We start from the raw sequence: 13,382 nt of genomic DNA, 5'->3' as shown, positions 1-13,382 counted from the left end.
GTCCACCCAGATCAACATCGAGCCGCGCCTGCGCAGCGCCGCGTTGTAGCTGGACCAGGTCGTCGTGCGGTAGCGGGCGGGAGGTGGCTTGCTCATAAAGACCCTCTAACCGCATAGATTCACGTTGTGAATCGTCCATAGTCAGAGTTGTGCAACAAGGCCCTTTCTGACTATGAAAGACCCGTTCGGAATGGCGCGGAGGCAAATGATCGGGTTCGCCGAAAGTCTGCGGCGGTTCGTCGGGCTGGATAATGCAGCGCTCGATTTCGGCATGTTGTCCCGCTGCCAGAGAACGCTGAACGTGAGCCATCCCTATAGCGGCGGCGTCGGCCGGCTGACCCTGCTCATATGCTGCTTCGGAACTAAATCCGAGCGTGATGCACAATAGGCTCGCCGAGCGTGGTGGTCCGAAGAGTCGAATTCAACGAGAGATACACATCGGGAGCGGTGAGGGACACAGGAGAGCTGGACGAATGATGTTACCAGAACGCCAAACCGCGAATGCCCATGGACGCAGAGGCCATCGCCCGGAAAGGGGAGCCGATGTTTTGTGATACCTACACCGCGCATTGCAGCGGCGACTGCATCAGGATCTCCATGCCACATCCGACATACGGATTCGTGCCAAGTTGATTTTTATTGCCGGCACCAGTTTGGCTGGGTTGGGGGCGTGTCGAGAGCTTCTTTTAGCGAGACAGCTTTCGTACCGCGGTCATCGATCAGGAGAGAAGCTGGCAGAAACGCGCGACTGCGAGGGCTGATCTGGTTTCGCAAAACTCTCTGTCCGGTGCAGGTAACCGGCCTATTACCCGGCGAATTTGAAAGTCCCCGACCAGCAGATCGAGAAAGAGCCCCGCCGCTTCGGTGGGACGGTCGAATTTCAGTTGTCCGTCCCGCCTTGCAGTCTCCAGCACCTGCTCCAAAAGAGGCAAGACCGTTTCGCGCCCCGCTTGGGAGATTGCGGCCCCCAACTCTCCGGTAGGGTCGGCGGCTGCCGCGCGGTTGAGGGCAATTGCGCGATTGCCGAGCAAAAGCTCCAGCAGCTTGGGCGCCAGTAGGCCAAGCGTGGTGATCGCATCTCCGCCCGCTGAGAGTTCCGTCTCCAGTAGCGACCGAACCTCGGCGGCATTTCGCGTCACCAGCGCTGTGAACAAACCTCGCTTGTCCCCATACCAGTTGTAGAGCGTTTCGTTTGAGGCACGCGCCTTGCGCGCGATCCCTTGCATCGACGTTCCGGCATAGCCCTTCAGTTCGAGAAGTTCATAGGCGGCGCATTCGATCTGTGTCTGGCGCAGAACCTTGTTTTCGTCACGCATGGCTTTGTCCTGTCGGTTGACAGCTTTCGTAACGGAGATTACGGATATAAGCAACCGTAACACAAATTACGCCTTTGAGGTGCATCATGCTGATTTCAGACCGTCCGATCACTGCGGCTCTTGCGACCTTGGTCGTTCTGCAACTCATCATGCTGACGGCGCTGTACGCCGGTGTTCCGCCGCACCCCCCGGCCGCGATCCCGCTATTCGGCATGGCCCCATTCTTGGGCGCCGCAATTTCAACCGCGATCGCGGCCATGGTAACGGGACCAAACACGGGAAGGGCAGGGCGCGGTCTCAGCGGGTTTGCCGCGCTTTTGGCGCTGGTGTCTTTCGGTCCGCAAAAATACTTCGACGCGCAGATCGGGTTGATATGGCCCGCCGTCGTCACCGGCCAGTTGGCCGCAATAGTCATTCTGACGCAAATCGGTCGCGCCGCGCGTCGCCAGATTGCCGCCGCTGCCAATGGGTTTCCTGCCACCGAAAGCGGCGCGGGGAAGGTAGCCTGATGCCCCATGCATTGTCCGCCCTCGCACTGGTATCAAACGTCTTCTGCGGCGCGATCTTTGGCTTTTTCTATGCTTGGGTCTGTTCCACGATGTGGGGGCTGGATGCCGCTGATCCCGTGGTCGCCATACAGGCGATGCAAGCCATGAACGCCTCTGTACGGAACGCCATTTTCTTTCCGGCATTCTTCCTGACACCCGTCGTTTTGATCTCTGCCGCGCTTGTCGGATGGCGACTGGGCCGCCACAGATCCGCCCGTGGCTTCATTGGGGCTGCTGGCGTCTATTTGGCGGGGGCGTTCGCCGTGACAATGACTGTGAACGTGCCAATGAACGAAGCTCTGGCGGCAACACCAGTCCCTGTAGACGGTGAGGAAGCGCTTCGCATCTGGAACGCCTATTCCGGCCCTTGGCAGAACTGGAACATCATCCGCACTTTCGCCTCCGGTCTTGCACTTCTCATGTCGGGATACGCGCTTATCCACCTGAAGGAAGGTTCGAAGTGATGGATGCCACCTTGCTGACATTCGCAGTTGTCGTTTTCGCCGCGGTCATAACGCCGGGGCCGACCGTCCTGTTGGCCCTCTCCAACGGATCGCGTTTCGGGTTTGCGCACGCCTGTTTCGGGATGGCGGGGGCCGTTCTGTCTGATCTCGTTTTGATCTGCGCCGCCGCGTTCGGGTTGGGGGCCTTGTTGATGACCTCATCGATTCTGTTCGGCATCGTTAAATGGATCGGGGTCCTGTACCTTGCCTGGCTCGGTCTGAGAATGTTGCGCAACTCGTCGGGTCCTTGCGGCGCGTTGGCACCGTCGCCAACCGCCGCCAATGGCGTGGTCAAATCGCGCCGGGCGGTGTTCGGCAAGAGCTTTTTCGTCGCCGTAACCAACCCAAAAGGCTATCTGTTTTGCGCAGCACTCTTGCCGCAATTCGTCGATACCAGCGCTCCGATTGCAGGACAGTATCTGGCGCTTGCTGCTGTGTTCATCGGCATTGATCTGTTGGTGATGGCCGTCTACGCCGCATTGGGGGCAAGGGCGATCCGGGCTTTGCGTCATGGCGGCGCGCTGTGGGTTGATCGGATATGTGGCACGGTTCTTCTGGGGTTAGCCGGAATCCTGGCGGTGCATCGCCGGGCATAGACGTCTCTGCGTTTAGATGGGTGCGCGATGACATTCTCCACCCGTCACGCGCCGAGGCCATAGATACCGCGGCCCATGGAGTGATGACGTTCGTACTGCCTGAAGTCGCCATCTCGCCGCGAACTCGGGTTGCACCGTATCACAAGGACTTCGGCGGAGCGGTAGGTTGGTGCCCGGTTTCAAAACGCGGACAGCGCCGGCGTTCCATCCTCGCGTCTCATCGTCTTAGGCATTTCGCGGAACGGAAGTTGTGAGTTGACTTATCAATTCAACTCGATATCGTGCACCTAGTTGATTCATCAACTCGTCATCCTTGGGAGGGGATGACTGCATTCTGGGAGGATTTCATGAACCGTTTCATCTCCGCGGCGCTTCTTGCCGCGATCAGTACAGCTGTATCCGGCGCGGCGTTCGGCGACACAATCAAAGTTGGCGTCATAGCGCCTTTTTCCGGTCCGTTTGCGATCTATGGCAAGCAATATCAGGAAGCCATCGAAACCTATGTGGCGCAGAATGGCTCCTCTGCGGGCGAGCACGAGATTGAATTCATCTACAAGGACGTGGGCGGCCCGAACCCCGACCAGTCGCGCAGCCTGGCGCAAGAGCTTCTGATCCGGGATCAAGTCGACTACCTGGCCGGGTTCACTTTCACACCCAACGCACTGGCCGTGGCCCCGCTGATCGAACAGAGCCAGACACCCACAGTGATCTTCAACGCCGCCACTTCGTCGATCAACAAAGAGAGCGATTTCTACCTGCGCACCAGCTACACGCTTTGGCAGGTATCCGCGCCACTGGCGGAGTGGGCCTATGATCAGGGGATGCAAACGGCGGCAACGACCGTGACCGACTATGGCCCCGGTATCGACGCAGAAAACGCGTTCAAGGCAGCCTTTGAGGCGAAGGGTGGCAAAGTTGTTGACGCGATCCGAATGCCGCTTTCCACCACGGATTTCACACCCTTCATCCAGCGCGTGCGCGATGCGGCACCGGATGCTGTCTTCACCTTCCTGCCCGGTGGCCCGCCGACCTTTACCTATACCAAGACCTACAATGAGAACGGGCTTGCGGATGCCGGGATCAAGTTCCTCGGCACGGCTGAAACAGAGGAAGTCAATTTGCAGGGGCTGGGTGATGACGCCATCGGTTTGACCACGGCTTATCACTATTCCGGTGACCACGACTCTGAGGCCAACGCGGCCTTCAAATCAAAGCTCAATGAGCTTTTCCCCGACGCCGTGGCCAACTGGGCCTCGGTTGGCGCATATGATGGCACGCACCTGATCTATCAAATGGTCGAAGCAGCAGGCAGCGATGGCCCGGCCGCGGTGCAATCGGCGCTTGGCCTCGAATGGGAAAGCCCGCGTGGCCCTGTCTCGATGGACCCAGAGGCGCGCACCTTGGTTCAGAATGTCTATATCCGGGAAGTGGAGCGCGACGCGCAGACCGGAGAGCTTGTGAACCGTGAGCAGGGGATCATTGCCACCGTCGGTGATTTGGGCTGGACCCAATGATTCCGCGACGGGCCGGGATGACACCGGCCCGTCATGATCCTTGCGATTGCTCCTTACCGGACTGACCTCATGACCTTATTTCTGAATATAGCCGTGGACGGGATCGCCTACGGGATGATCCTCTTCATGATCTCGGTGGGCCTGTCGGTCACGATGGGGCTGATGCGGGTCGTGAACCTGGCACACGGGGGCTTTGCCCTGTTGGGCGGCACCTTTGCCCATTGGTTCGGGCAGGAACTTGGCTTGCCCTTCTGGCCCGCTGCGCTTCTGGCCATTGTCGCCACGATCGCTGTTTCGCTGCCGCTTGAGCGACTGATCTACCGTCGCATCTATGGTTTCGGCGATTTGCAACAGGTATTGGCCACCATCGGCCTGACCTTCTTGATGATCGCCTCGGTCAATCTCTGGCAAGGCTCGTCTCTGCTCAGCATTCCGCTGCCCGATAGCCTGAAGCAAAGCGTCGATCTCGGGTTCCGAACCCTGCCGGTGCATCGCCTCGTGGTCATTGCGGCTGGTCTGGTCTCGATCCTCGGACTGTGGCTGCTGCTGGACCGGACACTCTTTGGAATTCGCCTGCGCGCCGCCGTGGACAACCGCGGCACCGCCTCGGCCCTTGGCATCGACACCGACTGGATCTTCATGGCGGCCTTTGGCCTTGGTGCCGGCCTGGCCGCGCTCGGCGGCATCCTTGGGGCCGAGATCCTGCCGATCGATGCCTATTACCCGGTTCGATACATGGTGCTGTTCCTAATCGTCGTCGCAGTCGGCGGCATGGGGTCCATCTCGGGATCATTCGTGGCCGCTCTGGGGCTGGGTACGCTGGAGACCGCCACCCGCTACCTCGTGCCCGATTACGCCACGATCGTATTTTTCACTTTCGTCATCATCCTGCTGGCCCTGCGCCCGCAAGGCCTGCTCGGGAAGGCACACGCATGAAATCCTGGGGTCCCCCGCTTCTCCTTCTGATCCTCGCCGTGGTGCTTTACTTTGCGCTGCCGTTCAACCTCGCCTTTTTGACCCGCATCTTGATCATGGTCGTGTTGGTCTTGTCGCTCGATCTGGTGCTTGGCTATGCGGGCATTGCCACGCTGGGCCAGGCGGCACTTTACGGGGCAGGGGCCTATGCCGCCGGATTGTTCGCAATTCACGTCTGGGCAGATCCTGTCGCCGGTTTGTTTGTCGGTGCCGGAGCGGGGGCAATGCTCGCTTTCGTCTCCGGCCTTGTCCTTATGCGCACTCAGGGGCTGACGCTTATCATGCTGTCCATCGCGGTCGCGTCGATCTGCCTCGAGATCGCCAACAAGGCGCGCGACGTGACCGGCGGTGCGGATGGGTTGCGCGGCATCAGGATGGAACCTGTTCTGGGTCTTTTCGCCTTTGATTTCATCGGCAAGACCGGCTTCTGGTACGCGCTGGCCGTCGTCGCCGTCGTGTTTGTCGTTTTGGCCCTGCTGAGCCGCGCGCCGCTGGGCCTGTCATTGCGCGGCATCCACGAAAGCCCAGAGCGCATGGCCGCCATCGGTGTCTCGGTCTACTGGCGCCGGATCACCGCCTATACGATCGGCGGCGGCATCGCCGGTATCGCAGGCGCGCTCTCGGCCCAGATCACGCAGTTGGTCAGCCTCGAAAGCTTCTCTTTCACGCTCTCGGCAGAGGCGCTGATCATGTTGATCCTCGGCGGCACTGGGCGGCTTTATGGCGCGGTTCTTGGGACGCTCATCTTCATGTTCGTGCATCACTGGGCGGCGGCCAACGATCCGTTCAACTGGCTCTTCGTCATCGGCGCGCTGGTGCTTGCCGTGGTCTTCTTCTTGCCCAAGGGGGTCATTTCGGCGCCCCCGGCCATCACCCGTCTGCTGAAAGGAGGTCGTCATGCAGGGTCTTGAGGTCAGGGGGCTGTCCAAACGTTTCGGCGGGCTGACCGTCTCTGAGGACATCGATTTCGACCTGATGCCGGGTGACCGCAAGGCACTGATCGGTCCAAACGGCGCGGGCAAAAGCACGTTTTCGAACCTTGTCACCGGCATTCTGACGCCGACATCCGGCACTATCCGGTTCGACGGTAGTGACATCGGCAGACTGAACGAAGCGCAACGTGTGCGGTTGGGCATCGCCAAGACGTTTCAGATCACCACGCTGTTCCGCGACCTTACCGTGCGGGAAAACCTTCGTCTGCCGATCCTGGAGCGCGAACGCCGCGGCTTTGGCTTTATAGGCCGCGCGAATGGTCACACAGCGATCGAGGCCGAAGTTGACGACCTGCTTGGCCAATTCGCGCTCGGCGGATTGGCGGACCGCAAGGTTGCTGATCTGGCCTATGGCCAGCAGCGGCTTGTGGAACTGGCGCTGACCCTTGCGCTGAAACCACGTGTTCTGATCCTCGATGAACCTGCGGCCGGGGTGCCGTCGTCGGAAACCCACCTCATCGTCGATGCCATTGAGCGGCTGCCCGAGGATCTGGCCGTGCTGATCATCGAGCATGACATGGATCTGGTGTTCCGTGTGGCGCGCCAGATCGTTGTGCTGGTGCAGGGTCGTATCCTGACCGAAGGCACGCCGGAGGACATCGCCGCAGATGCGCAGGTGCGCGAGCTTTACCTAGGAGGCGGCCATGACTGACGGCCTGACTTTGACGAATGTAACCTCGGGCTACGGGCCGACCCATGTTCTGGACCGGGTGAACCTGAATCTACGCCCCGGCGAACGGCTGGCGGTGATCGGACGAAACGGCGCGGGCAAGACCACGCTTCTGGCCACGATCATGGGGCTGGCGAAGTTGCACGAAGGGACTGTTACCCTCAATGGTGCCCCCATTCACGGTCTCTCGCCGCACAAGCGATCCAGCCTCGGGCTCGGTCTTGTCCCGCAAACCCGTGACATCTTCAAATCACTGACCGTCGAGGAAAACCTGCTGTCGGCCAAGCGCGGTAGTGCCACGCTCGACGAGGCCTATGCGCTGTTTCCGCGTCTCAAGGAGCGCCGCAAGAACGGCGGCGGGCAGCTTTCGGGTGGGGAGCAACAGATGCTTGCCATTGCACGCACCCTCATGACCGAACCTGACGTCATCTTGCTCGACGAACCTCTCGAAGGGCTGGCGCCGGTGATCTGCGAACAGCTCATGCAGGTGTTCGAGGACCTCTGCAACGACGGTCGCCGATCGGTTGTTCTGGTCGAACAGCACGCGACCGCAGCCCTGAAATTTGCTGATCGCGCGGTGCTGATGGCCAATGGCGCCATTGTCCATGAAGGGCCAGCCACCGAGTTGCTGGCGCGCCCGGATTTGCTCAACCGCCATATCGGCGTGGCGCTCAGCGCCTGAAAGGACACCTTATGACCCTGATCGAAGGCCACCGCCCGCTGACACCCGACCCATCTATTCCGGTGCTCGACATCGATCCCTATTCCGATGAAATCCTGCTCGATCCCGCGCCGTATCACGCGGCGCTGCGCGACGCCGGGCCGTTGGTCTATATCCCGCGATACAGTGTTCTGGCCGTGGGACGTTATGACGAGACGCGCAAGACGTTTTCGGATCACGAAAACTTTGTTTCGTCGCGCGGCATTGGCCTGAATGATTTCAAGTTGGAAAAACCGTGGCGTCCGCCATCGATCATCCTCGAAGTGGACCCGCCGGATCATACCAAGACCCGCAAGGTGATGTCGAAGGCGCTGTCGCCAAAGATCGTGCGAACGCTGATGAACGATTTCACAGCCGCAGCGGAGGTTCTGGTCGACCGGTTGCTGGAAAAGTCCGAGATCGAGGGGGTTGTCGATCTTGCCGAGGCCTTTCCGACCACTGTGTTTCCCGCGGCCGTTGGGATGAAGGACGTGAATGCGCGACACCTCGTCGACTACGGGGCCATCGTTTTCAATGCTGTCGGGCCTGATAACGACTTGCGCCGCCGCGCCATGGAACGGGCACCCGAAGTGGGCGGATGGATCACCGCCGCCTGCGCCCGCGATCGCCTGACTGACGATGGCCTTGGCGCGCTTGTCTATAGCGCTGCTGATGCGGGTGAGATTTCACATGAAGAAGCCGCCATGCTGGTGCGATCCTTCCTGTCCGCAGGGGTGGATACAACCGTGACCGGCATTGGCAATGCCCTGTGGTGCCTGTCGCAAAACCCCGATCAATGGGAGGTGTTGAAGGCGAATACCTTGCTCATCCGCCCGTGTTTCGAGGAGGTCCTGCGGTATACATCGCCGGTCCACACCTTCCTGCGCACGGCGAACCTCGACGCCGAGATCGCGGGCTATCCGGTTCCCGAGGGAGCGAAGATCATGTGCGCGTTGGGAGCGGCCAATATGGACCCAGCGAAATGGCATGATCCCGAGGCCTTCCGCGTTGACCGCAAGCCGGTGGGCCATATGGCCTTTGGGGCGGGCATTCATGGCTGTGTCGGTCAAAACATCGCCCGTGGAGAACTTGAGGCGGTGCTGTCGGTCATGGCGCGCAAGGTCGCTCGGATCGAACCGGCGGGCGAAGCCGTCTGGCGGCCCAACAACGCCATCCACGCGCTCGACCGGTTGCCCCTGAAACTGATCCCGAACTGAGGAGATCCAACATGATCAACGTGACCTACATCCAGCCGGACGGCAGTGAGACGACTGTTACCGCCCAGCCCGGCGATAGCGTCATGCAGACCGCGCTCAACAACAACATCGACGGCATCATCGCCGAATGCGGCGGGTCGATGGCTTGCGCCACCTGTCATGTTTATGTTGAGGGCGAATGGGCGGACCAGACCGGCGCACGCATGGACGGCGAAGAAGACATGCTTGATTGCGCCATGTCCGAGATGAAGGACACGTCGCGCCTCTCGTGCCAAATCAAGCTGACCGAAGCGCTCGACGGGTTACGTGTTCATATCCCAGAGGAACAGGCTTGATGCCGCAGCGGATTGTCATTGTCGGGGCTGGTCAGGGTGGCCTTCAGGCCGCTGTAAGCCTGCGCCAAGAAGGGCACACGGGCGCGATCACGCTGATCGGAAGCGAACCGCATTTGCCCTATCAGCGCCCGCCGCTTTCCAAAGCCTATCTCAAAACCGGTGACGCCAATAGCCTGCGCCTGCGGCCCCGGAACTTTTTCGAAGATCAGAACATCGAGTTGCTGCTCTCGGTCACCGTGACCCGGATCGATCCAGCTGCGCAGACTGTCGAGCATTCTGTGGGGTCCGTACCCTACGATCACCTGATCCTCGCCACTGGAACCAGTAACCTGCGCCCCGATATTCCGGGACTCGACCGCGCATTGGACCTGCGGACGCTCGACGATGCCGAAGCCTTGCGCGAGGCGGTGTCCAAGGCACAAAGCGTTGCAGTGATCGGCGGGGGCTTCATCGGGCTGGAGTTTGCCGCAGTGGCACGGGCGTTTGGTCTTGAGGTGACTGTGGCCGAGGCTGCTTCGCGTCTGATGGCGCGGGTCGTCTCTCCTGAGATGTCCGACCGATTTCTCAAATTGCATCGGGGAATGGGCACAACCGTGCTGCTTGGCGCGCCCGTCTCCTGTGTGACCGAAACCGGGATCGTGGCGGGCGACGTCCCCGTAACGGCGGATCTTGTTGTGCTCGCCGCAGGCGTTCGGCCGAACAGCGAGGTGGCAGAACGGGCCGGACTTGCAACCGAGAATGGCGTTCTGACCGATGCGCGATTGCTGACCTCGGACCCGGCCATATCGGCACTTGGTGATTGCGCTGCATTTCCGGACCCTACCACCGGTCGCCTCGTTCGGCTGGAGAGCGTGCAGGCCGCGACCGATCATGCCCGCCTGATTGCACGCAGACTGGTCAAGGGCGACGAGGCCAGCTATGCAGCCGTGCCGTGGTTTTGGTCGGATCAGGCAGACAGCAAGTTGCAAATCGCGGGATTTGCCACGCCAGAGGATGAGGCGATCGTCCATCCGGACGGGGCCGTTTTCCGGTTTGACGGAGATAATCTGTCGGCTGTTGAAACGGTAAATGCTCCCCGCATTCATATGCAGGCGCGCAAGCTCTTTGCCAAACACCAACGCCCAACCCGTGACTTTCTTGCTGCGCATGAATATGAAATCGCTTCCATGCTGAGGTGATGGCCGTGACACGACCCGACGAGATCAAAGACCCTGCTGAACGTATCGCCAACCCGACGCTTGATCGGGATGGCACACTTATCCTCGATATTGATCACTACGCGCCATTCCTACTGAACGCGGTCAGCAGTGCCTGGGGGCGCAAAACTTCGGCGATCTATCGCCGCGACTTTGGTCTCGGGCTCGTGGATTGGCGGGTCATGGCGATGCTCAATATCGAACCGGGTATCACGGCCAGCCGGATTTGCGATGTCATCCGCCTCGACAAGGCCGCTGTCAGCCGCTCGCTCAAGCAAATGCTGGAGAAGGGCCTGCTGCACTTTGAGCAGCCCTCTAACGACCCGAGAAAACGTCTTTGGCGGCTTTCTGAAGCGGGCCAGACATCCCATGAAGCGGTACTTGGGGTGGCATTGGCGTGTGAGAGGGATCTTGTCGACGGGATCTCCCCATCGGAGTTGGACACCTTCTTGAGGGTCATGAGGCAAATGCTGTCGAACATTGATCCCAAGTAGCACCGGGAAACTCTCAAATTTCTGTAGCGCTTTCTGACTTTGTGGACGGGAAGCGCGCCGTGCCCACACGCCAACATCGTGAGAGAAGCAGTGCCTCCACATCGGGATTTGTACCCTCGGCCACGATGAGATTGCTCTGACTGCCGAGTAGAATGCGCATCAAATCATCGCCTGAGTTCGACAGAAGGCCTCCAGTGGAATGACTGGCGAAGTTCTCGCCTTGGCAGGGGGCTAAATCGCCGAACAAACAACGGCGCGTCTACGGGAGCATGAGAGGCGGTACGAACCTAGATGGGCGTGGAGGTTTGAGATGAGCCATCTCACCTCTGCCCACTGCCGCATTCCCATCTGAAAATCGCGTCAAAGAGCATCGTTGCCTCTCAGGTCAGTTGGAAACGCAGCGCGCCTTTGAACAGACAGCGCGGCAGGTATCACCGGATACCGCTCCGCACCCGAGGTCCGTCGCCGGTGGACTCCCGTTGCGTCGGAAGCGAATGCCGCAGTTTTTCGTCGTGTACCAACGCCGCAATTGCACCTTTGGCGCGAAACTGCGACCCTCAATGCACTCAGAAGAAACTTGGGAGGGACTCCATGAGACGTATTATTTCAGGGGCAGTATGCTGTGCCATGACAGCGGCACCCGCGCTGCACGCACAAGAGGCGGCGATCTTCTCGGGGAGCGACCGCGTCCATCCGGTCTATGCCGAGAACGGCATGGTATCAGCGCAAGAAGCGGTCGCGGCCCAGATCGGCCTCGATATCCTCAAGGCGGGCGGCAATGCCGTTGATGCGGGCGTCGCCGTGGCCTTTGCCTTGGCCGTGACCTTGCCACGCGCCGGGAATCTCGGGGGCGGCGGGTTCATGGTGGTCCATGATGCACAAAGCGGTGAAACCAAGGCCATAGACTACCGTGAAATGGCACCAACCTCTGCTGAACGCGACATGTTTCTTGACGCAGAGGGCAACGCGGACAGCGAACTTTCGCGTTTCACAGGTCTGGCCGTTGGTGTGCCCGGAACGGTCGCCGGAATGCAGATGGCGCTCGAAAACTATGGCAGCATGACCCTCGCCGAAGTGATCGAACCAGCAATTGCCCTTGCCCGCGACGGGATCGCGGTGACCCCCGGCCTTGCGGACAGTCTCAAGGGGCTAGAGTCCCGCTTGAAGAAATGGCCGGCCTCCGAGAGCATCTTTTTTAAGGAAGACGGCAGTTTCCTTGAGCCCGGCGAAACGCTGGTGCAGGCAGACCTTGCCGATACACTCCAGAAGATCGCTGACGAGGGCACTGACGGCTTTTACAAGGGCGAGACCGCGACCAAAATCGCCGACGCAGTACAGGCCGCAGGTGGCCGGATCACCGTTGAGGACATGGCCAACTATACGCCAGTTCTGCGCGACCCGGTTCGAGGCACCTATCGCGGATATGAGATCGTTTCGATGCCGCCTCCCAGCTCGGGCGGGGCGCATATCATCCAGATTCTCAATGTCCTTGAGGACTATCCAATCTCTTTCCTCGGTCACAATTCCGCCGACACCATTCACCTCATGGCCGAGGCGATGAAACGCGCCTATGCCGACCGCTCGGAATATCTCGGCGACAGCGATTTTGTGGATGTGCCTCTGATGCAGATCACGTCCAAAGACTACGCGGACGATATTCGTACTGGGATCAGCCTGAACGCGGCGACCCCATCAGTTGACATCAAGCCGGGCGATCTTGCGCCATACGAGTCTGACCAAACCACGCATTTCTCGATCGTCGACAAGGATGGCAACGCGGTCTCCAACACCTATACGATCAACTTTTCCTATGGGTCTGGAATGGTCGCGGATGGCACCGGTGTTCTCATGAACAATGAGATGGACGACTTCGCCGCCAAGCCCGGCGTGCCCAATGCCTATGGCCTTATCGGGGGGGATGCCAACGCTGTCGAGGGCGGCAAACGGCCTCTTTCGTCGATGTCGCCGACGATCGTGATGAAGGACGGGGAGGTGTTTCTGGTCACCGGATCGCCCGGAGGGTCGCGCATTATCACCACCACTTTGCAGGTCATCATGAACGTCATCGACCACGGGATGAACGTTGCCGAAGCTTCATTCGCGCCGCGTATCCACCACCAGTGGTTGCCGGACGAAATCCGGATCGAGGATGGCATCAGCCCCGATACGATCGGATTGCTAGAACAGCGGGGTCACAACGTCAGCGAGCAATCCGTGATGGGTTCAACCCAGTCAATTCTGGTGGACAAGGAAAGCGGCTACATCTTTGGCGCCTCGGATCCGCGCCGTGTAGACGCGGCGACGCTTGGGCACTGATCTTAGATGA

The 13,382-nt window shown here is 60.1% G+C and carries 15 protein-coding genes and 1 pseudogene; 14 read left to right on the top strand and 2 right to left on the bottom strand.

Annotated features, from left to right (window positions below):
- Window positions 1-96, bottom strand: a pseudogene (locus BM234_RS17225) (IS5/IS1182 family transposase); the annotation flags it as partial.
- Window positions 97-172: 76 nt separating this feature from the next.
- Here BM234_RS17225 and BM234_RS05200 point away from each other — a divergent pair.
- The gene (locus BM234_RS05200) at window positions 173-388 is read left to right on the top strand and encodes a transposase (RefSeq protein ID WP_281247932.1); all 216 of its coding nucleotides are present in this window, start codon (window positions 173-175) and stop codon (window positions 386-388) included.
- A 331-nt stretch (window positions 389-719) separates the two neighbouring features.
- On the opposite strand, the gene BM234_RS05195 is transcribed toward BM234_RS05200, so the two are convergent.
- Window positions 720-1,316 (bottom strand): TetR/AcrR family transcriptional regulator, encoded by a 597-nt coding sequence (locus tag BM234_RS05195; RefSeq protein WP_092061238.1) that lies wholly within the window; start codon window positions 1,314-1,316, stop codon window positions 720-722.
- An 86-nt stretch (window positions 1,317-1,402) separates the two neighbouring features.
- On the opposite strand from BM234_RS05195, the gene BM234_RS05190 reads away from it, so the two are divergent.
- The 13 genes from BM234_RS05190 to ggt all read left to right on the top strand — a co-directional run bounded on the left by BM234_RS05190 (window position 1,403) and on the right by ggt (window position 13,372).
- Window positions 1,403-1,825 carry a hypothetical protein gene (locus tag BM234_RS05190; protein WP_092061236.1) on the top strand — a complete coding sequence of 141 codons (423 nt, stop codon included), beginning with the start codon at window positions 1,403-1,405 and terminating at the stop codon, window positions 1,823-1,825.
- A complete protein-coding gene (locus BM234_RS05185) occupies window positions 1,825-2,328 on the top strand; it encodes an anthrone oxygenase family protein (RefSeq protein WP_092061234.1) in 504 nt (167 codons plus the stop codon). Before BM234_RS05190 ends, BM234_RS05185 begins: the two co-directional genes overlap by 1 nt.
- On the top strand, window positions 2,328-2,963 hold the full coding sequence (locus BM234_RS05180) for a LysE family translocator (protein ID WP_245752507.1): 636 nt from the start codon (window positions 2,328-2,330) through the stop codon (window positions 2,961-2,963). The genes BM234_RS05185 and BM234_RS05180 overlap by 1 nt, the downstream gene beginning before the upstream one ends.
- 347 nt (window positions 2,964-3,310) lie before the next feature.
- Window positions 3,311-4,477, top strand: a complete 1,167-nt coding sequence (locus BM234_RS05175) for an ABC transporter substrate-binding protein (RefSeq protein WP_092061398.1) — start codon at window positions 3,311-3,313, stop codon at window positions 4,475-4,477.
- A gap of 69 nt (window positions 4,478-4,546) precedes the next feature.
- On the top strand, window positions 4,547-5,413 hold the full coding sequence (locus BM234_RS05170; RefSeq protein WP_092061396.1) for a branched-chain amino acid ABC transporter permease: 867 nt from the start codon (window positions 4,547-4,549) through the stop codon (window positions 5,411-5,413).
- Complete coding sequence (locus BM234_RS05165; RefSeq protein WP_092061230.1) at window positions 5,410-6,363, top strand: branched-chain amino acid ABC transporter permease; 954 nt, start codon at window positions 5,410-5,412, stop codon at window positions 6,361-6,363. Before BM234_RS05170 ends, BM234_RS05165 begins: the two co-directional genes overlap by 4 nt.
- Window positions 6,350-7,096, top strand: coding sequence for an ABC transporter ATP-binding protein (locus BM234_RS05160; protein ID WP_092061228.1), 747 nt, complete (start codon window positions 6,350-6,352; stop codon window positions 7,094-7,096). The genes BM234_RS05165 and BM234_RS05160 overlap by 14 nt, the downstream gene beginning before the upstream one ends.
- The gene (locus BM234_RS05155; RefSeq protein WP_092061226.1) at window positions 7,089-7,796 is read left to right on the top strand and encodes an ABC transporter ATP-binding protein; all 708 of its coding nucleotides are present in this window, start codon (window positions 7,089-7,091) and stop codon (window positions 7,794-7,796) included. The genes BM234_RS05160 and BM234_RS05155 overlap by 8 nt, the downstream gene beginning before the upstream one ends.
- Before the next feature lie 11 nt (window positions 7,797-7,807).
- The gene (locus tag BM234_RS05150) at window positions 7,808-9,031 is read left to right on the top strand and encodes a cytochrome P450 (RefSeq protein WP_092061224.1); all 1,224 of its coding nucleotides are present in this window, start codon (window positions 7,808-7,810) and stop codon (window positions 9,029-9,031) included.
- An 11-nt stretch (window positions 9,032-9,042) separates the two neighbouring features.
- A complete protein-coding gene (locus BM234_RS05145; protein ID WP_092061222.1) occupies window positions 9,043-9,366 on the top strand; it encodes a 2Fe-2S iron-sulfur cluster-binding protein in 324 nt (107 codons plus the stop codon).
- Window positions 9,366-10,544 (top strand): NAD(P)/FAD-dependent oxidoreductase, encoded by a 1,179-nt coding sequence (locus tag BM234_RS05140; RefSeq protein ID WP_092061220.1) that lies wholly within the window; start codon window positions 9,366-9,368, stop codon window positions 10,542-10,544. Before BM234_RS05145 ends, BM234_RS05140 begins: the two co-directional genes overlap by 1 nt.
- Before the next feature lie 5 nt (window positions 10,545-10,549).
- Entirely contained in the window at window positions 10,550-11,056 is a 507-nt protein-coding gene (locus BM234_RS05135) for a MarR family winged helix-turn-helix transcriptional regulator (RefSeq protein ID WP_245752492.1), read from the top strand.
- Between the two features lie 591 nt (window positions 11,057-11,647).
- The gene (ggt, locus tag BM234_RS05130) at window positions 11,648-13,372 is read left to right on the top strand and encodes a gamma-glutamyltransferase (RefSeq protein WP_092061216.1); all 1,725 of its coding nucleotides are present in this window, start codon (window positions 11,648-11,650) and stop codon (window positions 13,370-13,372) included.
- The last annotated feature ends 10 nt before the right edge of the window (window positions 13,373-13,382 follow it).

Origin of the sequence: Poseidonocella pacifica (genome assembly GCF_900111875.1) — a bacterium.
Classification (GTDB): Bacteria; Pseudomonadota; Alphaproteobacteria; order Rhodobacterales; family Rhodobacteraceae; genus Poseidonocella; species Poseidonocella pacifica.
The sequence above is the reverse complement of the archived record's forward strand: the minus strand, read 5'-3'. Positions and strand labels throughout refer to the sequence as shown.

Bases quoted from the DNA above. Each gene is read 5' to 3' on its own strand.
- BM234_RS05170 (WP_092061396.1), top strand. From the start codon at position 4,547: ATGACCTTATTTCTGAATATAGCCGTGGACGGGATCGCCTACGGGATG.
- BM234_RS05165 (WP_092061230.1), top strand. From the start codon at position 5,410: ATGAAATCCTGGGGTCCCCCGCTTCTCCTTCTGATCCTCGCCGTGGTG.
- BM234_RS05200 (WP_281247932.1), top strand. From the start codon at position 173: ATGAAAGACCCGTTCGGAATGGCGCGGAGGCAAATGATCGGGTTCGCC.
- BM234_RS05185 (WP_092061234.1), top strand. From the start codon at position 1,825: ATGCCCCATGCATTGTCCGCCCTCGCACTGGTATCAAACGTCTTCTGC.
- BM234_RS05155 (WP_092061226.1), top strand. From the start codon at position 7,089: ATGACTGACGGCCTGACTTTGACGAATGTAACCTCGGGCTACGGGCCG.
- BM234_RS05175 (WP_092061398.1), top strand. From the start codon at position 3,311: ATGAACCGTTTCATCTCCGCGGCGCTTCTTGCCGCGATCAGTACAGCT.
- BM234_RS05145 (WP_092061222.1), top strand. From the start codon at position 9,043: ATGATCAACGTGACCTACATCCAGCCGGACGGCAGTGAGACGACTGTT.
- BM234_RS05190 (WP_092061236.1), top strand. From the start codon at position 1,403: ATGCTGATTTCAGACCGTCCGATCACTGCGGCTCTTGCGACCTTGGTC.
- BM234_RS05195 (WP_092061238.1), bottom strand. From the start codon at position 1,316: ATGCGTGACGAAAACAAGGTTCTGCGCCAGACACAGATCGAATGCGCC.
- ggt (WP_092061216.1), top strand. From the start codon at position 11,648: ATGAGACGTATTATTTCAGGGGCAGTATGCTGTGCCATGACAGCGGCA.
- BM234_RS05180 (WP_245752507.1), top strand. From the start codon at position 2,328: ATGGATGCCACCTTGCTGACATTCGCAGTTGTCGTTTTCGCCGCGGTC.
- BM234_RS05140 (WP_092061220.1), top strand. From the start codon at position 9,366: ATGCCGCAGCGGATTGTCATTGTCGGGGCTGGTCAGGGTGGCCTTCAG.
- BM234_RS05160 (WP_092061228.1), top strand. From the start codon at position 6,350: ATGCAGGGTCTTGAGGTCAGGGGGCTGTCCAAACGTTTCGGCGGGCTG.
- BM234_RS05150 (WP_092061224.1), top strand. From the start codon at position 7,808: ATGACCCTGATCGAAGGCCACCGCCCGCTGACACCCGACCCATCTATT.